At 61.4% G+C, this 22,670-nt stretch carries 17 protein-coding genes and 3 tRNA genes; 1 reads left to right on the top strand and 19 read right to left on the bottom strand.

From position 1 onward, the window contains the following. Positions 1 to 12: 12 nt before the first annotated feature. From rplC to rpsL, 6 genes are all read right to left on the bottom strand, one after another. Positions 13 to 705 carry a 50S ribosomal protein L3 gene (rplC, locus tag MGMSRV2_RS00195; protein WP_041633864.1) on the bottom strand — a complete coding sequence of 231 codons (693 nt, stop codon included), beginning with the start codon at positions 703 to 705 and terminating at the stop codon, positions 13 to 15. 10 nt (positions 706 to 715) lie between these two features. Continuing rightward, positions 716 to 1,024 carry a 30S ribosomal protein S10 gene (gene rpsJ, locus MGMSRV2_RS00190; protein WP_002725423.1) on the bottom strand — a complete coding sequence of 103 codons (309 nt, stop codon included), beginning with the start codon at positions 1,022 to 1,024 and terminating at the stop codon, positions 716 to 718. 247 nt (positions 1,025 to 1,271) lie between these two features. Further along, entirely contained in the window at positions 1,272 to 2,462 is a 1,191-nt protein-coding gene (tuf, locus tag MGMSRV2_RS00185) for an elongation factor Tu (RefSeq protein WP_024078283.1), read from the bottom strand. Positions 2,463 to 2,614: 152 nt separating this feature from the next. Beyond that, the gene (gene fusA, locus MGMSRV2_RS00180) at positions 2,615 to 4,699 is read right to left on the bottom strand and encodes an elongation factor G (protein ID WP_024078296.1); all 2,085 of its coding nucleotides are present in this window, start codon (positions 4,697 to 4,699) and stop codon (positions 2,615 to 2,617) included. Positions 4,700 to 4,712: 13 nt separating this feature from the next. After that, positions 4,713 to 5,183: a 30S ribosomal protein S7 gene (gene rpsG, locus MGMSRV2_RS00175; protein WP_024078295.1), complete on the bottom strand. Its 471-nt coding sequence runs from the start codon at positions 5,181 to 5,183 to the stop codon at positions 4,713 to 4,715. 12 nt (positions 5,184 to 5,195) lie between these two features. Further along, positions 5,196 to 5,567, bottom strand: coding sequence for a 30S ribosomal protein S12 (gene rpsL, locus MGMSRV2_RS00170; RefSeq protein WP_024078294.1), 372 nt, complete (start codon positions 5,565 to 5,567; stop codon positions 5,196 to 5,198). Positions 5,568 to 5,887: 320 nt separating this feature from the next. Here rpsL and MGMSRV2_RS00160 point away from each other — a divergent pair, with 320 nt between their 5' ends. Further along, positions 5,888 to 6,844, top strand: coding sequence for a transglycosylase SLT domain-containing protein (locus MGMSRV2_RS00160; RefSeq protein WP_024078293.1), 957 nt, complete (start codon positions 5,888 to 5,890; stop codon positions 6,842 to 6,844). A gap of 4 nt (positions 6,845 to 6,848) precedes the next feature. Here the strand turns inward: MGMSRV2_RS00160 and MGMSRV2_RS00155 are convergent, their stop codons facing one another. From MGMSRV2_RS00155 to MGMSRV2_RS00095, 13 genes are all read right to left on the bottom strand, one after another. Next, complete coding sequence (locus tag MGMSRV2_RS00155; protein ID WP_106001169.1) at positions 6,849 to 8,522, bottom strand: sensor histidine kinase; 1,674 nt, start codon at positions 8,520 to 8,522, stop codon at positions 6,849 to 6,851. A 131-nt stretch (positions 8,523 to 8,653) separates the two neighbouring features. Then, entirely contained in the window at positions 8,654 to 13,141 is a 4,488-nt protein-coding gene (rpoC, locus tag MGMSRV2_RS00150; protein ID WP_024078291.1) for a DNA-directed RNA polymerase subunit beta', read from the bottom strand. A gap of 63 nt (positions 13,142 to 13,204) precedes the next feature. Further along, positions 13,205 to 17,386, bottom strand: coding sequence for a DNA-directed RNA polymerase subunit beta (rpoB, locus tag MGMSRV2_RS00145; protein ID WP_024078290.1), 4,182 nt, complete (start codon positions 17,384 to 17,386; stop codon positions 13,205 to 13,207). Positions 17,387 to 17,652: 266 nt separating this feature from the next. Then, the gene (gene rplL, locus MGMSRV2_RS00140; protein ID WP_024078289.1) at positions 17,653 to 18,027 is read right to left on the bottom strand and encodes a 50S ribosomal protein L7/L12; all 375 of its coding nucleotides are present in this window, start codon (positions 18,025 to 18,027) and stop codon (positions 17,653 to 17,655) included. A gap of 51 nt (positions 18,028 to 18,078) precedes the next feature. Next, entirely contained in the window at positions 18,079 to 18,594 is a 516-nt protein-coding gene (gene rplJ / locus MGMSRV2_RS00135) for a 50S ribosomal protein L10 (RefSeq protein ID WP_024078288.1), read from the bottom strand. A gap of 297 nt (positions 18,595 to 18,891) precedes the next feature. Next, complete coding sequence (rplA, locus tag MGMSRV2_RS00130; protein ID WP_024078287.1) at positions 18,892 to 19,587, bottom strand: 50S ribosomal protein L1; 696 nt, start codon at positions 19,585 to 19,587, stop codon at positions 18,892 to 18,894. Between the two features lie 4 nt (positions 19,588 to 19,591). Further along, positions 19,592 to 20,020 carry a 50S ribosomal protein L11 gene (gene rplK, locus MGMSRV2_RS00125; protein ID WP_024078286.1) on the bottom strand — a complete coding sequence of 143 codons (429 nt, stop codon included), beginning with the start codon at positions 20,018 to 20,020 and terminating at the stop codon, positions 19,592 to 19,594. Positions 20,021 to 20,172: 152 nt separating this feature from the next. After that, complete coding sequence (nusG, locus tag MGMSRV2_RS00120; RefSeq protein ID WP_024078285.1) at positions 20,173 to 20,706, bottom strand: transcription termination/antitermination protein NusG; 534 nt, start codon at positions 20,704 to 20,706, stop codon at positions 20,173 to 20,175. A gap of 2 nt (positions 20,707 to 20,708) precedes the next feature. After that, positions 20,709 to 20,906, bottom strand: coding sequence for a preprotein translocase subunit SecE (gene secE / locus MGMSRV2_RS00115; RefSeq protein ID WP_041633861.1), 198 nt, complete (start codon positions 20,904 to 20,906; stop codon positions 20,709 to 20,711). 52 nt (positions 20,907 to 20,958) lie between these two features. Beyond that, a tRNA-Trp gene (locus MGMSRV2_RS00110) sits at positions 20,959 to 21,034 on the bottom strand. Positions 21,035 to 21,153: 119 nt separating this feature from the next. Continuing rightward, positions 21,154 to 22,344, bottom strand: coding sequence for an elongation factor Tu (gene tuf, locus MGMSRV2_RS00105; RefSeq protein ID WP_024078283.1), 1,191 nt, complete (start codon positions 22,342 to 22,344; stop codon positions 21,154 to 21,156). Between the two features lie 73 nt (positions 22,345 to 22,417). Beyond that, positions 22,418 to 22,491 (bottom strand) — tRNA-Gly (locus MGMSRV2_RS00100). Positions 22,492 to 22,552: 61 nt separating this feature from the next. Further along, positions 22,553 to 22,638 (bottom strand) — tRNA-Tyr (locus MGMSRV2_RS00095). Positions 22,639 to 22,670 lie beyond the last annotated feature (32 nt).

Raw genomic sequence — 22,670 nt, 5'->3', positions numbered from 1 at the left:
CGCCGTGATTCCTTACTCGCCGGCTTCGGCGGCGGCCTTGAGGCCGGCCGGGAACGGCACGCCTTCAGGCAGCTTGCGCTTCACCGCGTCCTTGACCAGAACCCAGGAACCCTCGGAACCCGGAACCGAACCCTTAACCAGGATCAGACCGCGCTCGACATCGGTGGAAACCACCTTGAGGTTCTGAGTGGTGACCTGCTCGTCACCCATATGACCGGCCATTTTCTTGCCCTTGAACACCTTGCCGGGGTCCTGGCGCTGACCGGTGGAACCGTGCGAGCGGTGCGAGACCGACACGCCGTGGGTGGCTTCGAGGCCGCGGAAGTTCCAGCGCTTCATGCCGCCGGCAAAACCCTTGCCGATGGTGGTGCCGGTGATATCCACGAACTGGCCGGGGATGAAATGGGCAGCCGACAGCTCCACGCCAACCTCGAGAACGTTCTCGGGGGCAACGCGGAATTCGACGAGCTTCTTCTTCGGCTCGACCTTGGCATTGGCGAAGGTGGTACGCTGCGCCTTGGCAACGTTCTTGACCTTCGCGGTGCCGGCACCGAGCTGAACGGCGGTGTAGCCGTCTTTTTCCACAGAGCGGGTCGAGACCACCTGAACGGTGTCGACCTTCAACACGGTGACGGGCACATGAGTGCCGTCCTCGGTGAAGATCCTCGTCATGCCGACCTTCTGGGCGATGAGACCGGATCGCATCATTAAGTCCTTACAGCTTGATCTCGACGTCGACGCCGGCGGCCAGGTCGAGCTTCATCAGCGCGTCCACGGTCTGCGGGGTCGGGTCAACGATGTCCAACAGACGCTTATGCGTGCGAATTTCGAACTGCTCACGCGACTTCTTATCGATGTGCGGGGAGCGGTTGACGGTGAACTTCTCGATCCGGCTGGGAAGCGGGATCGGTCCGCGCACCTGCGCACCAGTCCTCTTGGCGGTGTTGACGATCTCGCGGGTGGACTGATCCAACACGCGATGGTCGAACGCCTTGAGGCGGATACGGATGTTCTGGCTTTCCATATTCACGTCATCCGTTAAATCGGATCGGCGCCCCGCTGTCGAGACGCCGATCAGTGAAACTCGGTTTGGTTCAAAGAACCTCCCGCAGTCAGCCGTGTACAGCGGCTCTTGCGGGAACGGCGTAGTGCCGAAGGCGGTTTTATACAGAGACTCGGTAGCAGGTGCAAGAAGAGTCTCTGGCCCGCCAAAAAGAAATCGGCGCCCGGTTACCCGGACGCCGAAATCCCAGTCAAGCGATCCCGAAGGACTACTCGATGATCTTGGCGACGACGCCGGCGCCGACGGTACGACCGCCTTCACGGATGGCGAAGCGCAGACCTTCGTCCATGGCGATCGGGGCGATCAGCTGGACGGTCATCGACACGTTATCGCCCGGCATCACCATTTCGGTGCCTTCCGGCAGGTAAACCATGCCGGTGACGTCGGTGGTGCGGAAGTAGAACTGCGGACGATAATTGGTGAAGAACGGGGTGTGACGACCGCCTTCTTCCTTGTTGAGGATGTAGGCCTCGGCGGTGAACTTGGTGTGCGGGGTGATCGAACCCGGAGCGGCCAGAACTTGACCGCGTTCCACGTCTTCACGCTTCACGCCGCGCAGCAGGGCGCCGATGTTGTCGCCGGCCTCACCCTGATCGAGCAGCTTGCGGAACATTTCAACGCCGGTGCAGGTGGTCTTGACGGTCGGCTTGATACCGACGATCTCGACTTCTTCACCCACCTTGACGACGCCGCGCTCGACGCGACCGGTCACCACGGTGCCACGGCCCGAGATCGAGAACACGTCTTCGATCGGCATCAGGAACGGCTTGTCCTTCGGACGTTCCGGCTGCGGGATGTACTTGTCGACTTCGGCCATCAGGGCCAGGATGGCGTCGCGGCCGATTTCCGGCTGCTTGTCTTCCAGGGCGCACAGGGCCGAACCACGGACGATCGGAATATCGTCGCCGGGGAAATCATAGCTGCTCAAGAGCTCGCGCACTTCCAGCTCGACCAGATCCAGCAGTTCCGGATCGTCGACCATGTCGCACTTGTTCATGAACACCACCAGGGCCGGCACGCCGACCTGACGGGCCAGCAGGATGTGCTCGCGGGTCTGGGGCATCGGGCCGTCGGCGGCCGACACCACCAGAATGCCGCCGTCCATCTGCGCCGCACCGGTGATCATGTTCTTCACATAGTCAGCGTGGCCGGGGCAATCGACGTGGGCGTAGTGGCGGTTGGCGGTCTCGTACTCGACGTGAGCGGTCGAGATGGTGATGCCACGGGCCTTCTCTTCCGGCGCCTTGTCGATCTGGTCGTAGGCGGTGAAGGTGGCGCCACCGGTTTCGGCCAACACCTTGGTGATGGCAGCGGTCAGCGAGGTCTTGCCATGGTCGACGTGACCGATGGTGCCGATATTGCAGTGGGGCTTATTGCGTTCAAATTTCGCCTTAGCCATGGGTTCTACTCCGTCCTCGAAATAGGTTTGACCAGTGTGGTGATACCGAAGTGCGCATTGTCTGCGAACTTCGGTATCACCACACGATTCAACGATTTAGTGACCTCCCCTAAACCCGCGAACGGGCCTCGGAGAGAGTGCACCGGAAGGGATCAGCCGTTCAGCTTGGCCCGGATTTCTTCGGCCACATTGTTCGGAACTTCCGAATAGTGGTCGAAGGTCATGGTGTACTGGGCGCGCCCCTGCGACATGGAGCGCAGAGTATTCACGTACCCGAACATATTGGCCAGCGGTACCATGGCGGAAATCACGCGGGCGTTGCCGCGCTGATCCATGCCATTGACCTGGCCGCGACGGCTGTTCAGATCGCCGATGACGTCACCCATGTAATCTTCGGGGGTGACGACTTCGACGCTCATCATCGGTTCCAACAGCTTCGGACCGGCCTTGGCGATACCTTCACGGAAGGCGGCGCGGGCGGCGATTTCGAAGGCGAGAACCGATGAGTCAACGTCGTGGTAGGCGCCGTCGGTCAGGGTGGCCTTGAAGTCGATCAGCGGGAAGCCGGCGATGACGCCGTTATCCATGGCCGACCGGATACCCTTTTCCACACCCGGCACGTATTCCTTGGGAACCGAACCACCGATGACGGTGTTGGAGAAGACGAAGCCTTCGCCCTTCTCCGCCGGTTCGAAGCGGATCTTGACGCGGGCGAACTGGCCCGAGCCACCGGTCTGCTTCTTGTGGGTGTAATCGACGTCGGCGGCCTTCGAGATGGTTTCACGATAGGCCACCTGCGGGGCGCCCACGTTGGCTTCCACCTTGAACTCACGCTTCATGCGATCGACCAGGATTTCCAGGTGCAATTCGCCCATGCCCTTGATCACGGTCTGACCGGATTCGGCATCGGTGGAAACGCGGAACGACGGATCTTCGGCGGCCAGGCGAGCCAGGGCCATGCCCATCTTTTCCTGGTCGGCCTTGGACTTGGGTTCCACCGCCACTTCGATCACCGGCTCGGGGAATTCCATGCGTTCCAAGATCACCAGCGCGCTGGGGGTCGGATCGCACAGGGTATCACCGGTGGTGGTGTCCTTGAGACCGGCGAAAGCGACGATGTCGCCGGCGCGGGCTTCCTTGACTTCCTCACGCGAGTTGGCGTGCATCAGCAGCATACGACCGACGCGCTCGCGCTTTTCCTTGACGGTGTTCTGCACGTAGGAACCGGCCTCGACCACGCCCGAATAGACACGAACGAAGGTCAGCGAGCCGACGAAGGGGTCGTTCATGATCTTGAACGCCAGACCGGCGAAGGGCTCGTCGTCGGTGGAGTGCTTGGCGATCTCGTCTTCGGTGCCGTACTTCACGCCCTTGATGGCGGGAATGTCGACCGGCGCCGGCAGATAATCGACAACGGCGTCGAGCAGGGTCTGCACGCCCTTGTTCTTGAACGCCGAACCACACAGCACGGGGACGAACACGCGGGCCAGGGTGCCCTTGCGGATACAGGCCTTGAGCACGTCCAGGCTGGGTTCTTTACCGCCCAGATACAGCTCCATCGCCCGGTCGTCCATTTCGACGGCGGTTTCGATGAGCTGGGCCCGGTATTCGGCAGCCTTCTCGACCAGATCGTCGGGAATCGGGGCGTCCTCGAAGTGGGCGCCCAGCGATTCGTCCTTCCAGATCACCGCACAATTGCGCAGCAGGTCGACCATGCCCACGAAACCGCTTTCCTCGCCGATGGGCAGATGCATGACCAGCGGGCGAGCACCCAGACGGTCGATGATCATATCCACGCAGCGATAGAAATTGGCGCCAATGCGGTCCATCTTGTTGACGAAACAAATGCGCGGCACGCCGTACTTGTCGGCCTGACGCCACACGGTTTCGGACTGAGGCTCGACGCCGGCGACCGAGTCGAACACCGTAACCGCACCATCGAGCACGCGAAGCGAACGTTCGACTTCGATGGTGAAGTCCACGTGGCCGGGGGTGTCGATGATGTTGATGCGGTGATCATTCCAGAACGCGGTGGTCGCGGCCGAAGTGATGGTAATACCGCGCTCCTGTTCCTGCTCCATCCAGTCCATGGTGGCGGTGCCTTCGTGCACTTCGCCGATCTTATAGGACTTTCCGGTGTAGTAGAGGATACGCTCGGTCGTAGTCGTCTTACCGGCATCGATGTGAGCCATGATGCCGATATTACGATAGCGCTCGAGAGGCGTTGTTCGGGCCATGCTGCCTTCTCTGTTACCAGCGGTAGTGAGAGAACGCCTTGTTGGCGTCTGCCATGCGGTGAGTATCTTCGCGCTTCTTCACGGCGGCGCCGCGATTGTTGGCAGCATCCAGCAGCTCACCCGACAGACGGTCGATCATGGTGGTTTCCGAACGCTTGCGCGAATAATCGATCAGCCAGCGGATGGCCAGAGCCTGACGACGGTCGGTACGCACTTCGACGGGCACCTGATAGGTGGCACCGCCGACGCGGCGGGAACGGACTTCCACGGCCGGCTTGACGTTGTCGAGGGCATCATGGAACACCTGCAGCGGATCCTGGCCGGTCTTGGACTGGATCTTTTCCAGCGCACCATAGACGATGGCCTCGGCCGACGACTTCTTGCCATCGAACATCAGGCAGTTCATGAACTTGGCTACCACCAGATCGCCATACTTGGCGTCGGGGTTGATTTCGCGCTTCTCGGCGGCGTGACGACGGGACATATCTTCTAATCCTTACTTCGGACGCTTCGCGCCGTACTTGGAACGACGCTGCTTACGGTCCTTGACGCCCTGGGTATCCAGAGTGCCGCGGATGATGTGGTAGCGAACACCGGGCAAATCCTTCACACGGCCGCCGCGGATCATCACCACCGAGTGCTCCTGAAGGTTATGGCCTTCACCGGGAATGTAGCTGGTCACTTCGAAGCCATTGGTCAGGCGCACGCGAGCAACCTTACGCAGCGCCGAGTTGGGCTTCTTCGGGGTGGTGGTATAAACACGGGTGCAAACACCACGCTTCTGCGGGCAGGCTTCCAGAGCCGGCACCTTATTGCGCGTCGCCAAGGGCTGGCGCGGCTTACGGATCAATTGGTTGATCGTGGGCATTCTTTACTCATTCCCTGAGGCACAAACATCGGGTTACCGGAAAGACGAAAACCGTCCGATGCGAATGCATCGGGGTCTCCATCGGATGCCGGTCGCCCACCCGTCTGGCGTCACCAAAGTGTTTCAGATAGTCGCGGTGCAACAGGCAACGGACACAATCCCGCAGCCAGTCTTCCGAGAGCGCCGCATCCTATTTATCCGCACCCCCCACGTCAAGAGAAAGAGTCGAACCGCCACCACGCGGACCCTTGCCATCAAACCCCTGGTAACCATTTAATGTTAGACTCTTTTCGGTAAGCGCCTTCCACATCGGAGCCCCCATGACCACCGCCCCCCCGACCGTGCTGATCGAAGCGCCCGAATCGCGCCATCAGCGTGTCGCCCGCCAGATCCGGGCGGCGGCGGAAGTGACCGGTGTTCCCTTCGACTACCTGCTGGCCCAAGCCAATACCGAAAGCCGCATGGACCCCAACGCCGCCAGCCAAAGGTCGTCGGCCATGGGGCTTTACCAGTTCACCGCCGGCACTTGGCTGGAAATGGTGAAGAAGCATGGCGCCGATCACGGTCTGGGTAATTATGCCGATGCCATCACCAAAGGCCGTGACGGCAAGTGGAATGTGGCCGACAAGGAATTGAAGGCGGAAATCCTGAACCTGCGCAAGGACCCGCGTATTTCCTCGCTGATGGCAGGAGAATACGCCTCCGACAACGGCAAGGTGCTGGAGGCCAAGCTGGGCCGCAAGGCATCGACCCACGATTTGTATCTGGCCCACTTTCTGGGGGCCGGCGGCGCCCTCAAGGTATTGCAGGAAATGGGTGGCGATCAGCAGACCTCCGCCGCCGGCATCCTGCCCGAAGCGGCCAAGGCCAACCCGGAAGTGTTCCACCATCAAGACGACGGCGAGGCCAAATCGGTGGACGATTTATACGCCAGCGTCGAAAGCCGCTTTCGCCGTTCCATGGCCAAGGCAGCGCAGGTCGCCAAAAGCCTGAATCGCCCCACCATTGACCTGGCTGAACTGCGCCCCGAAGCGCGCCCGCAGAACGAGACCGCGACCACCACCTTGACCCTGGCCGCCGCCGAACCGCCGCCGCCACAGCCAGCTCCCCCCCGTCTCGACCTCAGTCAGTACGGCACCTTCCCGGTGGCCATCAACCGCTCCGCCGCGCCGGAATCCGGAACCTTCCCCGTGCGTCTGCCGCCAGCGGTCAACGCCACCCGCGCCGATCAGGTCACCTTGCGCGGCATCATCGACGCGCTGGATAGCGAAAGCTGAGCCCTCAGTTTTTCGGTAGGGTGAAGTGGAAGGACGCCCCCTGCCCCGGCACCGATTCCACCCAGATTTCACCGCCATGGCGCTCGATCACCCGCTGACATACCGCCAGACCGATGCCGGTGCCGGTATAACGGTCCCGCGCATGCAGGCGCTTGAACAGCTCGAAAATCTGTCGGTGATATTGCGGGTCGATACCGATGCCATTGTCGATAATGGAAAAGCGCCAGAATTCGCCCTGCTCGGCGACGGCAACCGTCAGTTCCGGGCGAATATCGTCACGCCGGTATTTCAACCCGTTGGAAATAAGATTTTGAAACACGCTGGAAAGCTGGCCGGCATCGCCCACCACCACCGGCAACGGTCCCTTGACCTCGACCACGGCGCCGGCCTCGGCGATCACCGCCTTCAGATTGGCCAAGGCGGTGCTGACCAGTACCCCGGTCTGTACCGCCCCACGTGTCAATGGGCCGGTACCGATGCGTGAATAGACCAGCAATTCGTTGATGATCATCTGCATGCGCCGCACGCCGTCGACGGTATAGCCGATGAAGGCGTCGGCATCCTCGTCCAGCCGGCCCTGATAGCGCCGTTGCAGCAATTGCACATAGCTGGCGATGTTCCTGAGCGGCTCTTTCAGATCATGCGACGCCACATAGGCGAATTGCTCAAGGTCGGCATTGGAGCGGCTGAGATCACGGTTGGCCGCACGCAAGGCTTGGTTGACCATGCGATCACGTCGGATTTCCCGTGCCATGACCCGGCTGAGCGCCGCCAACAGACCAAGCACCAGGACGGCAGTGATCAGGGTCGCCCACGACCGCTGGCGCCACGGCGCCATGGCCTCATCCTGACTGACGCTGGCGCAAACCACCAGATTGCGACCGGGGATAGTGCGATAGGAGACGATGCGCAAATCCCCTTCGCTGGGGCTGGTTGCAAATGTACCGCTGGCGGCTTCGGGCAGGTGGGTGGAAAAAAGCGGCAAGCCCGACATGTTGCGGCCCATATCCGCCGCACTCAGCGGATGCGCGGCGAGCAAGGCGCCATCCATACGATATAAGGCCAGGCTGGGACGGGCCGCTGCCATGTCCTGTTCATCGATCAAGGCGGCAAGGGTCTGAATGTCGACCAGGGCGGCGACGGCACCGAGCAACCGCCCTCTGACGTCACGCAAGGCCAGGGACACCGAGAACACCACCTTGCCGCTGGCCTCATCCAAGCCGGCCTGGGACAAAGACAGGCTGGACGTCTCCCCCCCCAACACCGCCCGCACCCATTCGTGTTGAACCAACGAGGTGGCGGCGGGAAGCTTGGCCAAACCATCGGTGACCACCTGTCCCCGACCATCGACAACCACCAGATTGGCCAGATGCGGCGACGCCGCCAGAGCGGCGCGCAACGCCGCATTTTGCTCGGCATTCAATGACCCGACCGGCGGCGTGGTCAACTGGTCGCCCAGACGGCGCACCATTAATTCGGTGGCATCCAAGGTGCGGGCAACGAATTCCTGCAACAGCCGGGCTTGGTGACGGGTGGCGGCCTCGGCGGCGGCGCGGCTGTCGCGATAATCGGCCATCACCAAGGCCCCGGCAGCGCCCACCCCACCAGCAAAGCACAGGGCGAACAGCAGCAATAGTACAAACTTTGGCCGCAACCGACGGCGCCACGACTTGGCCACCCAATCCCCCCTTCCCCGGAATGCCGGGTTGATAATTAAACGCCGTGCCACGACGACCGTCAAAGAAAAACCCCCTCCACCACAAACGGTGAAGGGGGTGTTTTCTACATCACGATTGTGATGATCGGGATTTACTCAGCCGGAGCCACCGGGGCTGCTGCGCCCCCAGCCGGCAAAGCCGGGTTTTCACCACCTTCGGCCTCGATCTGCATGTCGCGATCACGCTTGGCGGCGATTTCGCGCAGACGGTTCATCACCGCACCGGTACCGGCGGGGATCAGGCGACCGACGATGACGTTTTCCTTCAGGCCATTCAGGGTGTCGACCTTGCCGGAAACCGCCGCCTCGGTGAGAACGCGAGTGGTTTCCTGGAACGACGCCGCCGAGATGAAGGAATGGGTCTGCAAGGACGCCTTGGTGATGCCTTGCAGCACCGGGGTGCCCGAAGCCGGGCGGCCCTGTTCCTTGATCGCCTTACGGTTCTCGTGCTCGAACTCCTGACGGTCGATCTGTTCACCGACCAGGAAGGTGGTGTCGCCAGGATCGGTGATCTCGACCTTTTGCAGCATCTGGCGAACGATCACCTCGATGTGCTTGTCGTTGATCTTCACGCCCTGGAGACGATAGACCTCCTGGATTTCGTTGATCAGATACTGGGCCAGGGCTTCCACGCCCATGACGCGCAGGATGTCGTGCGGAACGGGGTTGCCGTCCATCAGCGAATCGCCGCGACGCACATAGTCGCCTTCCTGCACCGACACGTGCTTGCCCTTGGGGATCAGGTATTCCATCGGATCACCGTCCTCGGGGACCACCAGAATGCGGCGCTTGGACTTGTAGTCCTTGCCGAATTCGACGCGGCCGTCGATGTCGGAGATGATGGCGTGGTCCTTGGGCTTCCTGGCTTCGAACAACTCGGCCACACGCGGCAGACCGCCGGTGATGTCACGGGTCTTCGAGCCTTCACGCGGAATGCGGGCCAACACGTCGCCGGCATGCAGCTTGGACTGGTTTTCCACCGACAAGATGGCGTCCACCGACAGGAAGTAGCGGGCTTCCAGGCCGTTGGGCAGGGTCACCGGCTGGCCCTTGTCGTCACGCAATTCGACGCGCGGGCGCAGTTCGGAACCACGCGGCTGCTGCTTCCAGTCGACCACCACCTTGCTGGCGATGCCGGTGGCTTCGTCGACCACCTCGCGGATGGACAAGCCTTCCACCAGATCGACGAAATGGGCGATACCGTTGGTTTCAGTGATGATCGGCAGGGTATAGGGATCCCACTCGGCCATCTTGGTGCCCTTGGTGACCTTCTGGCCGTCCTCCATCAGCAGCTTGGCGCCATAGGGGACGCGGTGACGGGCACGTTCGCGCCCGCCGGCATCCAGCAGCAACAATTCGCAGTTGCGGCTCATGACGATCTTGGCGCCCGACGAGTTGGTCACCACGTTCTTGTTCAACAGCTGAACCGTGGTGTCGCCGGTGGCTTCGATAGCCGATTGCTCGGCGCCGCGCTGGGCCGCACCACCGATGTGGAAGGTACGCATGGTCAGCTGGGTGCCGGGCTCGCCGATGGACTGGGCGGCGATGACGCCGACCGCTTCACCGACATTGACGCGGGTGCCACGAGCCAGATCGCGGCCATAGCAGCAACCGCAGACGCCTTCCTTGGCCTCGCAGGTCAGCACCGAGCGGATGTTGACCACTTCGATACCGGCTTCGTCGATCTGCTCGACTTCCGACTCGCCGATCAGTTCGCTGGCGGCGACGATGACCCGACCGGTGGCCGGATCGACGATATCGCGGGACGCGGTACGGCCCAGGATACGTTCGGCCAGCGGGCTGATGACTTCACCGCCCTCGACCACCGCCGAGACGGTCAGGCCGTTGATGGTGCCGCAATCTTCCTCGACGATGATGGCGTCCTGGGCGACGTCGACCAGACGACGGGTCAGGTAACCGGAATTCGCCGTCTTCAAGGCGGTATCGGCCAGACCCTTACGGGCGCCGTGGGTGGAGTTGAAGTACTCCAGCACGGTCAGGCCTTCCTTGAAGTTGGAGATGATCGGGGTCTCGATGATTTCGCCCGACGGCTTGGCCATCAGGCCGCGCATGCCGGCCAGCTGCTTCATCTGGGCGGCGGAACCACGGGCACCCGAATGGGCCATCATGTACACCGAGTTGACCATGCGGCCCGGCTCGATGCGGCTGATTTCCTTCATCATGGCGTCGGCGACGTCGTCGGTGCACTTGGACCAGGCGTCGACCACCTTGTTGTACTTTTCGCCCTGGGTGATCAGACCGTCCTGATACTGCTGCTCGTATTCCTTGGCCTTGGCCTCGGTTTCCGAAACCAGCACTTCCTTGGCCGGCGGGATCACCATGTCGTCCTTGCCGAACGAAATACCGGCCTTGAAGGCGTTGGAATAGCCCAGGCCCATGACGCGGTCGGCGAAGATCACCGTCTCTTTCTGGCCGCAATGGCGGTAGACCAGATCGATGACGTTCTGGATGTCCTTCTTGGTCAACAGACGGTTGATGGACGAGAACGGCACGTTGGGGTTACGCGGCAGGATTTCCGACAGCATCATGCGGCCGGCGGTGGTCTCGACGATCTCGACGATCGGCTTGCAATCCTGATCGACGTTGTTGTAGCGGGCCTTGATGTGCTGATGCAGGGTCAGCACCTTGTCGGCCAGGGCGGCGTCGATTTCCTTCATGTCGCGGAACACCGGCACCCGATACAGCACGGCCTTGCCGTCCTTGACCGCCTTCTCGATGGCATCGACATCGGTCGAGGCGAAGGGGGTGCCGGGCTTGTCGATGTTGTAGACGCGAATGTCACGACGGTTGAGGCCGGCTTCCAGCATTTCACGGCTGGTGACGCGGACGGCACGATGGGCGGTGATATCGCGGTTGGCGATCTTGGCCAGCAGGGCGTCGAGATCCTTGGTGTCGACCACGTTGGTCGGCAGCTGACGATCGACGAAGAACAAGGTGCCGGCGGCGATGCCGACCTTCAACTCGTCGATCGAAGTGATCTTGAGCGCCAGACCCGGCTGCTCGTCGCGTTCCATGGTGATGTAATAGATACCGAGAACGATATCCTGGCTGGGCACGATGATCGGCTTGCCGTTGGCCGGCGACAGGATGTTGTTGGTCGACATCATCAACACGCGCGCTTCCAACTGGGCCTCAAGGCTCAGGGGAACGTGCACGGCCATCTGGTCACCGTCGAAATCGGCGTTGAAGGCGGTACAAACCAGCGGATGCAGCTGAATGGCCTTGCCTTCGATCAGCACCGGCTCGAACGCCTGGATGCCCAGACGGTGCAGGGTCGGCGCGCGGTTGAGCATGACCGGATGTTCGCGGATGACTTCTTCCAGGATGTCCCACACCTCGGGACGTTCCTTTTCCACCATGCGCTTGGCCGCCTTGATGGTGGTGGCCATGCCATAGAGTTCCAGCTTGGAATAGACGAACGGCTTGAACAGCTCGAGCGCCATTTTCTTCGGCAGACCGCACTGATGCAGTTTCAGTTCGGGACCGACGACGATGACCGAACGACCGGAATAATCGACGCGCTTACCCAACAGGTTCTGACGGAAGCGGCCCTGCTTGCCCTTGAGCATGTCAGAGAGCGACTTCAGCGGACGCTTGTTGGCGCCGGTGATGGCGCGGCCACGGCGACCGTTGTCGAACAGAGCGTCAACCGCTTCCTGCAACATGCGCTTTTCGTTGCGCACGATGATTTCAGGGGCGCGCAGTTCGATCAAACGCTTCAAGCGGTTGTTGCGGTTGATGACGCGGCGATACAGATCGTTCAGATCCGAGGTGGCGAAACGGCCACCGTCCAGCGGCACCAGCGGACGCAGTTCCGGCGGAATGACCGGAATGACTTCCAGGATCATCCATTCGGGACGCGAGCCCGATTCCATGAAGGCTTCCACCAGCTTCAGACGCTTGACCAGCTTCTTGCGCTTGGCTTCCGAGGTGGTTTCCTTAAGGTCGATCTTGAGCTTGTCCTTTTCGGACTCCAGATCGATGGCGCACAGCATGTCGCGGATGGCTTCAGCGCCGATCTTGGCGGTGAAGCTGTCTTCGCCATACTCGTCGACCGCGCGCATGTACTGCTCTTCGGAGAGCAGCTCGCGAATCTTCAACGGCGTCAGGCCGGGCTCGACCACCACGTAGTTTTCGAAGTACAGGATGCGCTCAAGGTCCTTGAGCGTCATGTCGCACAGCAGGCCGATACGGCTGGGCAGCGACTTCAGGAACCAGATATGGGCGACCGGGCTGGCCAGCTCGATATGGCCCATGCGCTCGCGCCGGACCTTGGCCAGCGTCACTTCGACGCCGCACTTTTCGCAGATGATGCCGCGATACTTCATCCGCTTGTACTTGCCGCACAAGCATTCGTAATCCTTGATCGGGCCAAAGATACGGGCGCAGAACAGACCGTCGCGCTCCGGCTTGAAGGTGCGGTAGTTGATGGTTTCCGGCTTCTTGATCTCGCCATACGACCACGAGCGGATGCGCTCGGGGGAGGCGATGGAAATACGGATCTGGTCGAAGGCCTGGGTACCGCTGGCCTGACCAAAGATCTTCATCAATTCATTCATGACCTACTCCCGCATAAAGCTGGGGTGGGGCGGACGGGAAAATCCCATCCGCCCCGGATATGATTAGAAATCGCGCTGGGTCAGCTCGACATTGAGGCCGAGCGAGCGCAGTTCCTTGACCAGCACGTTGAAGGATTCGGGGATGCCGGCCTCGAAATTGTCGTCGCCGCGGACGATGGCTTCGTAGACCTTGGTGCGACCGGACACATCGTCCGACTTCACCGTCAGCATTTCCTGCAACGTATAGGCCGCGCCGTAAGCTTCCAGCGCCCACACTTCCATTTCACCGAAGCGCTGGCCACCGAACTGCGCCTTACCGCCCAACGGCTGCTGGGTGACCAGCGAGTACGGGCCGATGGAACGGGCGTGGATCTTGTCGTCCACCAAGTGGTGCAGCTTCAGCATATAGATGTAGCCGACGGTGACCTTGCGGTCGAAGGGATCGCCGGTACGGCCATCGAACAAGGTGACCTGACCGGAGCGATGACGTCCCGCCTTGTCCAGCATGTCGCAGATGTCGCTTTCGCGCGCACCGTCGAACACCGGGGTGGCGAAGGGAATGCCGGGACGCAGGTTGTTGCCCAGTTCCAGCACTTCGTCGTCCTTGAGGTCGGCGATTTCGTCACTGTAGATGTCGTCGCCGTAGAAGTTCTTGAGCGTGCCGCGCAAGTCCTCGACGGTGGCGGTGTTGTGGCGATAGCCTTCCAGCACGCGGCCGATCTGTTGGCCCAGCCCGGCCGAAGCCCAGCCCAGATGGGTTTCCAGAATCTGACCGACGTTCATGCGCGACGGCACGCCCAACGGGTTCAAGACGATATCGACCTGCTGGCCGTCTTCCAGATAAGGCATGTCTTCAAGCGGCATGATGCGCGAGATGACGCCCTTGTTGCCGTGACGACCGGCCATCTTGTCGCCCGGTTGCAGCTTGCGCTTCACCGCCACGAACACCTTGACCATCTTCATCACGCCGGGCGGCAATTCGTCGCCGCGCTGCAGCTTTTCCACCTTGTTCTCAAAGCGGTCCTGCAGACGCTCGACCGCCATGTCGAAGGCGCGCTTCAACTGCTCGACGTCGCTCATCACCGCGTCGTCCTCAACGGCGATGTTGCGCCACGCCGACAGATGCAGCTCGGCCAGCATTTCCTCGGTCAGGGCCGCGTTGGCCTTGACGCCCTTGGGGCCGGAAACCACCTTCTGGCCGACCAGCAACTGGCGCAGACGGGCCATGAACGAGCGTTCCAGGATGCCGCGTTCGTCGTCACGGTCCTTGGCCAGACGTTCGATTTCCGACCGTTCGATGGCCAGGGCACGTTCGTCCTTCTCGACGCCACGGCGCGAGAAGACGCGAACTTCGACGATGGTGCCGGCCACGCCCGGAGGCAGACGCAAGGAGGTGTCGCGCACGTCCGAGGCCTTTTCGCCGAAGATGGCGCGCAAGAGCTTTTCTTCCGGGGTCATCGGGCTTTCACCCTTGGGGGTGACCTTACCCACCAGGATATCGCCCGGCTTGACCTCGGCGCCGATATAGACGATGCCCGCCTCGTCCAGGTTCTTCAGGGCTTCTTCACCGACGTTGGGAATATCGCGGGTGATTTCTTCCTGACCCAGCTTGGTATCGCGGGCCATGACCTCGAATTCCTCGATATGGATCGAGGTGAACACGTCGTCGCGGACGATGCGTTCCGAGATCAGGATCGAATCTTCGAAGTTGTAGCCGTTCCAGGGCATGAACGCGACCAGAACGTTGCGGCCCAAGGCCAGCTCGCCCAGCTGAGTCGACGGGCCGTCGGCGATGATGTCACCCTTGCGGATGATGTCGCCCACCTTGACCAGCGGCTTCTGGGTGATGCAGGTGTTCTGGTTGGAACGCTGGAACTTCAACAGATTGTAGATGTCCACGCCCGATTCCGTCGCCGCCATGTCCTCGGTGGCGCGGATAACGACGCGGGTGGCGTCAACCTGATCGACGATGCCGGTACGCTTGGCGGTGATCGCCGCGCCCGAGTCACGCGCCACCGCCTGCTCCATGCCGGTGCCCACCAGGGGCGCCTCGGCGCGGATCAGCGGAACCGCCTGACGCTGCATGTTCGACCCCATCAAGGCGCGGTTGGCGTCATCGTTTTCCAGGAACGGAATGAGCGCAGCGGCAACCGACACCAATTGCTTGGGCGACACGTCGATCATGGTGATTTCGCCAGGCGGAACCATGACGAATTCGCCGGCCTGACGGCACGACACCAGATCGTGGACGAACCGGCCCTCGGCATCCAGGGTCGAGTTGGCCTGGGCGATGGTGTAGCGCCCTTCCTCGTTGGCCGACATGTACTGGACTTCGTCGGTCACCTTGCCGTCGATCACCTTACGGTACGGCGCCTCGATGAAGCCGTACTGGTTGACGCGGGCATAGGTGGCCAACGAGTTGATCAGACCGATATTCGGACCTTCGGGGGTTTCGATCGGGCAGATGCGGCCATAATGGGTGGGGTGCACGTCGCGGACTTCGAAGCCGGCGCGCTCGCGGGTCAAGCCCCCCGGGCCCAAGGCCGACAGGCGGCGCTTATGGGTGATTTCCGACAGCGGGTTGGTCTGATCCATGAACTGCGACAGCTGCGACGAGCCGAAGAATTCACGCACGGCGGCAGCCGCCGGCTTGGCATTGATCAGATCGTGCGGCATCACCGAATCGATGTCCACCGACGACATGCGCTCGCGGATGGCGCGCTCCATACGCAGCAGGCCGACGCGATACTGGTTTTCCATCAATTCGCCGACCGAACGGACACGACGGTTGCCCAGGTGATCGATGTCGTCGATCTCACCCTTGCCGTCCTTCAGTTCGACCAGGATTTTGATGACCGCCAGGATGTCGTCACGCCGCAGCACGCGCACCGTATCGGGCACGTCCTTTTCGGTGAAGTTCAGACGCGAGTTCATCTTGACGCGACCGACCGCCGACAGGTCATAGCGTTCTTCGTCGAAGAACAGACCCTGGAACAACGCCTCGGCGGTTTCCAAGGTCGGCGGCTCGCCCGGACGCATGACGCGGTAGATGTCGATCAGCGCTTCTTCACGCGACGAGTTCTTGTCCACCGACAAGGTGTTGCGGATGTACGGGCCGACATTGATGTGGTCGATGGCCAGACACGGCAACTCGGTGACGCCGAGCTTTTCCAGATCGGCCAGCACGGCGGCGGTCAGCTCGTGACCGGCTTCGATATAGATCTCGCCGGTCTTTTCGTTGATCAGATCCTCGGCGGCATACTGGCCGACCAGATCTTCCGGCAGCACCAGGATATCCTCGACGCCCTGCTCGCGCAGCTTCTTGCCCAAACGCGGGGTCATCTTGGCGCCGGCCTCGGCCACCTTCTCGCCGGTCTTGGCGTCAATCAGGTCATAGACCAGCTTGATGCCCTTCATGCGTTCGGGGGCGAAAGCCGTCTTCCAGCCCTTGGGGCCACGGGTATAGACGGTGGTTTCGTAGAAATAGTTGAGGATGTCCTCGGAGGTCATCCCCTTCAGCTCGGTCAGGTCGACCGGACGGCTGTCGGCCTTGCGCGACGCGCGCAAATCCTGGGTGGCGTTGTTGTCCAGCGCGTAAAGCAGCGTGGTCACCGGCAGCTTACGGCGCCGGTCGATGCGCACATAGACCAGATCCTTGGCGTCGAACTCGAAGTCCAGCCACGACCCGCGATAGGGAATGACGCGGGCGGCGAACAGGTACTTGCCCGACGAATGGGTCTTGCCCTTGTCGTGGTCGAAGAACACGCCGGGGGAACGGTGCATCTGCGAGACGATGACGCGCTCGGTGCCGTTGATGACGAAGGTGCCGTTGGCCGTCATCAGGGGCATGTCGCCCATATAGACGTCCTGCTCCTTGATGTCGCGGATGGACCGCGCACCGGTGTCTTCGTCGATATCCCACACCACCAGGCGCAGGGTCACCTTCAACGGCGCGGCGAAGGTCATGCCGCGCTGCTGACATTCTTCCACGTCGTATTTGGGCTGTTCCAGCTCGTACTTGACGAACTCAAGCGTGCCGCGTTCGGAAAAGTCCTTGATCGGGAAAACCGACTTGAAGACTTCCTGAAGGCCGACATTGGTGCGCTTTTCCGGCAATGTCTCCATTTGCAGGAAGTGATCGTAGGAACTTTTTTGTACCTCGATCAGGTTGGGCATCGGGGCCACGGTGGGAATGCGCCCGAAGCTTTTGCGAACACGCTTCCTTCCTGTGTAGGATTTAGCCATTGCCGCTCCTCGTCCTCATGTCGGTTTCGACCCTGGATTTAGGGCCGAGGGACGGGTCAAATCCCGTCCCCGGGAAAAAAACAAACGAATGACTGCCCACGGAATATGGCGGAAATAATGTCTCCGCCCGGCTGTTGCCAGCGCTTGGGGCATTTAACGTCACTTATTTAAGTGCCCGTAGGCACGTATAAGCGCCATTGGGCCAGGTAGCGGCGACGTTTTCCGTCACCGCTCCCGGCCCTATGACAAGACCTGACTGGCCTCGATTACTTGACGGCAACCTTGGCGCCGGCTTCTTCGAGAACCTTCTTGATCTTTTCGGCTTCGTCCTTGGACACGCCATCCTTGACGGTCTTCGGAGCGCCTTCGACCAGGTCCTTGGCTTCCTTCAGACCCAGGCCGGTGATGGCGCGGACTTCCTTAATCACGTTGATCTTCTTCTCACCGGCTTCGGTCAGAACGACTTCGAATTCGGTCTGCTCTTCAGCGGCCGGAGCGGCAGCGGCACCGGCAACAGCGGCGACGGCAACCGGAGCGGCGGCGGAAACGCCCCACTTCTCTTCCAGCAGCTTGGACAGCTCGGCGGCTTCCAGCACGGTCAGGGCGGACAGCTCGTCAACGAGCTTAGCGAGATCAGCCATTTGATACTCCTAATATTCAGCTTGAGTTCTGGGATGTGTTTACTTAAACGCTCACGCGGCGTCCTTGTCCGCCTTGGCCTTGAGCACCCGGGCCAACTGGCCAGCGGGGGCTTGCAGCACACCGGCGATACGGGTAGCGGGCGTGGAGATCATGCCAAGCAGCTTGCCGCGCAGCTCGTCCAAGGACGGCAGAGTGGCCAGAGCCTGAATGCCGGCAACGTCGAGACGCTGACCGCCCAAGGATCCACCCAGGATCTTCAGCTTGTCGTTGGTCTTGGCGAATTCGGCAGCGATCTTGGCGGCGGCGACCGGGTCCGCCGAGAAGGCGATAGCGGTCGGGCCGGTGAACAGATCGGCGATGTTCTCGTACGCAGTACCCTCAAGGGCGAGCTTGGTGAGACGGTTTTTGGTCACTTTGAAGCTGGCGCCAGCCGCGCGCATCTTGCCCCGCAAAGCGGTGATCTCGGCAACCGTCAGACCCGAATAATGGGTGACGACGACCAGACCGGCCCCTTCCAGAGTTCCATGCAGCGACCCGACCCACTCTTTCTTTTGTGTCCGGTCCACTTTCGTCTCCAAACAGCGATCCGGCGGACATTCCGCCGGAACATTGCCCTGTGGTCTCATCGACGGCGAACCGTCGATAAAACCGGTGGCCTGTCCCAGAAGCTTTCAGCCGAAACATTCCCAAAACGGGCTTGAAACGGGTTCACCTCTGTCTGCGTGGGCGGGGAACTTCCCTTTAAGCGGTGAGCGGCAAGCCGTTCATCGCACCGACGGTCTCGGACAGGTTGGGAGTTTCCGTCACCGGAAACCCCCGTTCCCCCCGCCGAAACGGGGGTAACTTTTGAAAAGCGCTAACTTTTACGCGTTAACGCTGGCGATGTCCAGCTTGACACCGACGCCCATGGTCGAGCTCAACGACACCTTCTTGACGTAGGTGCCCTTGGCGCCGGCCGGCTTGGCCTTGTTGATGGCGTCGATGAAAGCCTTGATGTTTTCCACCAGCTTGGCTTCGTCGAACGAGGCCTTGCCGACACCGGCATGAATGATACCGGCCTTCTCAACGCGGAACTGCACCTGACCGGCCTTGGCGGCGCGGATGGCTTCGGTCACGTTGGGGGTGACGGTGCCCAGCTTGGGGTTGGGCATCAGGTTGCGCGGGCCCAGGACTTTACCCAGACGACCGACGACACCCATCATGTCGGGGGTGGCGATGCAGCGATCGAAATCCATCATGCCGCCCTGGATCTGCTCCGCCAGGTCTTCGGCACCGACGATGTCGGCACCGGCCTTGCGGGCTTCCTCGGCCTTGTCGGCCTTGGCGAACACGGCCACGCGCACGGTCTTGCCGGTGCCGTTGGGCAGTTCGACGACGCCGCGGACCATCTGGTCGGCGTGACGGGGATCAACACCCAGGTTCATGGCCACTTCGATGGTTTCATCGAACTTGGACTTGGCACCGGACTTGATCAGCTTCACCGCTTCTTCAAGGGTGTAGAACTTGTTGGAGTCGACGCCTTCATAGGCGGACTTCAGACGCTTACCGAGCTTGGCCATGGGATTACTCCACCACCTTGAGGCCCATGGACCGGGCCGAACCGACGATCATGCTGGCGGCGCCGTCGATGTCGACTGCGTTCAAATCCACCATCTTCTTTTCGGCGATCTCACGGATCTGAGCCATGGTCACCTGACCCACGGTCGCCTTGCCCGGCGTCGTGGTACCCTTTTGAATGCCGGCGGCCTTCTTCAGGAAGTAGGTGACCGGCGGGGTCTTGGTGACATAGGTGAAGGTGCGGTCGGAAAAGGCGGTGATCACCACCGGAATCGGCATGCCGGCTTCCAGCTGCTGGGTGGCAGCGTTGAAGGACTTGCAGAATTCCATGATGTTCAGGCCGCGCTGACCCAGCGCCGGACCGATCGGCGGCGACGGATTGGCCTTGCCGGCCGGCACCTGAAGCTTGATATAGCCAATGACTTTCTTTGCCATTTTACCCTACCTCTGGTCGACAGAAGCTGGTGGTCCGGCCCATGGCTCGAGCCTCCCACCGCTTTTCACGCCTTGGGGACCATCCCCACGGCGAAAACGGAAGATACCGCCGACCATGACTGGCCGACGGCGCCTTCCGAAACCTTGATGCCTCAGACCTTCTCGACCTGGGCGTATTCCAATTCCACCGGGGTGGAGCGACCGAAGATCGACACCGCCACCTTGAGGCGGGCGCGCTCTTCGTCGACTTCTTCCACCATGCCGTTGAACGAGGTGAACGGGCCATCGCACACGCGAACCTGCTCGCCCACTTCGAAAACCACCGAGGGCTTCGGACGTTCGACGCCCTCTTGCACCTGCTGCATGATCCGCTCGGCCTCACGCTCGGTGATCGGCACCGGGCGGCCCTTGCCGCCGAGGAAGCCGGTGACCTTGGGCGTATTCTTGACCAAGTGCCAGGAATCGTCGGTCAATTCCATCTTCACCAGCACATAGCCGGGGAAGAACTTGCGCTCGGCATTGACCTTGGTGCCACGGCGGACTTCAACCACCTCTTCGGTCGGCACCAGGATCTGCTCGAACATCTCGGCCATGCCTTTTTGCTCGGCCTGTTCGCGGATCGACTGCGAAACCTTCTTCTCAAAACCGGAATAAACGTGAACCACGTACCAGCGGGCGGTCGCCATACTCAGCCTCCCAAACCGAAGACGAACTTGACGGCGGTGGCGAACACCTGATCCACCAGCAGGAAGAAGACAGCGGCTAAAACCACCATGACAAAAACCATCATGGTGGAAACCGTGGTTTCCTTGCGGCTGGGCCAAGTGACCTTGGCGGCTTCCTGCCGCACCTGCTTTACAAATTGGGCTGGCGACGTCTTAGCCATCATACTCTTATTCGGTTGATGCGCCGGGGCGCCTTAAAATGAACGTTCGGCTTGGCAGGAGTGGAGGGGCTCGAACCCCCAACCCCCGGTTTTGGAGACCGGTGCTCTACCAGTTGAGCTACACTCCTGCAACCGATGCGATCCAGGAAAAACCTGGGTTTCGCGCGGTCGGGCTTGGCCGAAGCCACGCCTTATACAGCCAGTCGGTGACCAACGCAACAGCGCTGGCCACCGATTGTTCACATTATTACTCGATGATCTTGGCGACGACGCCGGCGCCGACGGTACGACCGCCTTCACGGATGGCGAAGCGCAGGCCTTCGTCCATGGCGATCGGGGCGATCAACTGGACGGTCATCGACACGTTATCGCCCGGCATCACCATTTCGGTGCCTTCCGGCAGGTAAACCATGCCGGTGACGTCGGTGGTGCGGAAGTAGAACTGCGGGCGATAATTGGTGAAGAACGGGGTGTGACGACCGCCTTCTTCCTTGTTGAGGATGTAGGCCTCGGCGGTGAACTTGGTGTGCGGGGTGATCGAACCCGGAGCGGCCAGAACCTGACCGCGTTCCACGTCTTCACGCTTCACGCCGCGCAGCAGGGCGCCGATGTTGTCGCCGGCCTCACCCTGATCGAGCAGCTTGCGGAACATTTCCACGCCGGTGCAGGTGGTCTTGACGGTCGGCTTGATACCGACGATCTCGACTTCTTCACCCACCTTGACGACGCCGCGCTCGACGCGACCGGTCACCACGGTGCCACGGCCCGAGATCGAGAACACGTCTTCGATCGGCATCAGGAACGGCTTGTCCTTCGGACGTTCCGGCTGCGGGATGTACTTGTCGACTTCGGCCATCAGGGCCAGGATGGCGTCGCGGCCGATTTCCGGCTGCTTGTCTTCCAGGGCGCACAGGGCCGAACCACGGACGATCGGAATATCGTCGCCGGGGAAATCATAGCTGCTCAAGAGCTCGCGCACTTCCAGCTCGACCAGATCCAGCAGTTCCGGATCGTCGACCATGTCGCACTTGTTCATGAACACCACCAGGGCCGGCACGCCGACCTGACGGGCCAGCAGGATGTGCTCGCGGGTCTGGGGCATCGGGCCGTCGGCGGCCGACACCACCAGAATGCCGCCGTCCATCTGCGCCGCACCGGTGATCATGTTCTTCACATAGTCAGCGTGGCCGGGGCAATCGACGTGGGCGTAGTGGCGGTTGGCGGTCTCGTACTCGACGTGAGCGGTCGAGATGGTGATGCCACGGGCCTTCTCTTCCGGCGCCTTGTCGATCTGGTCGTAGGCGGTGAAGGTGGCGCCACCGGTTTCGGCCAACACCTTGGTGATGGCAGCGGTCAGCGAGGTCTTGCCATGGTCGACGTGACCGATGGTGCCGATATTGCAGTGAGGCTTATTACGCTCGAATTTTGCCTTAGCCATTTTAAACCCACCTGATCGGCGGCTGAAGCCGCGCTGGTCGTGCCGAAATTTACCCGAGAAAGGCGCGCCTCAATGGAGCGGGTGAAGGGAATCGAACCCTCGTCGTAAGCTTGGAAGGCTTCTGCTCTACCATTGAGCTACACCCGCTTCGCAAGCGCCCCACACCTCGCGGCAGACCCGAAAGTCCATCGCCCGGCCCGGAAGTGAATGGTGGAGGGGGTTGGATTTGAACCAACGTAGGGTTACCCCGGCAGATTTACAGTCTGCTGCCATTGACCGCTCGGCCACCCCTCCACACCGTCGCTGGCTGTTACACCGCGGCGACG

The organism is Magnetospirillum gryphiswaldense MSR-1 v2, assembly GCF_000513295.1.
GTDB lineage: Bacteria > Pseudomonadota > Alphaproteobacteria > Rhodospirillales > Magnetospirillaceae > Magnetospirillum > Magnetospirillum gryphiswaldense.
Note: the sequence above shows the minus strand (reverse complement) of the source record. Positions and strands in the feature narration are given on the sequence as shown.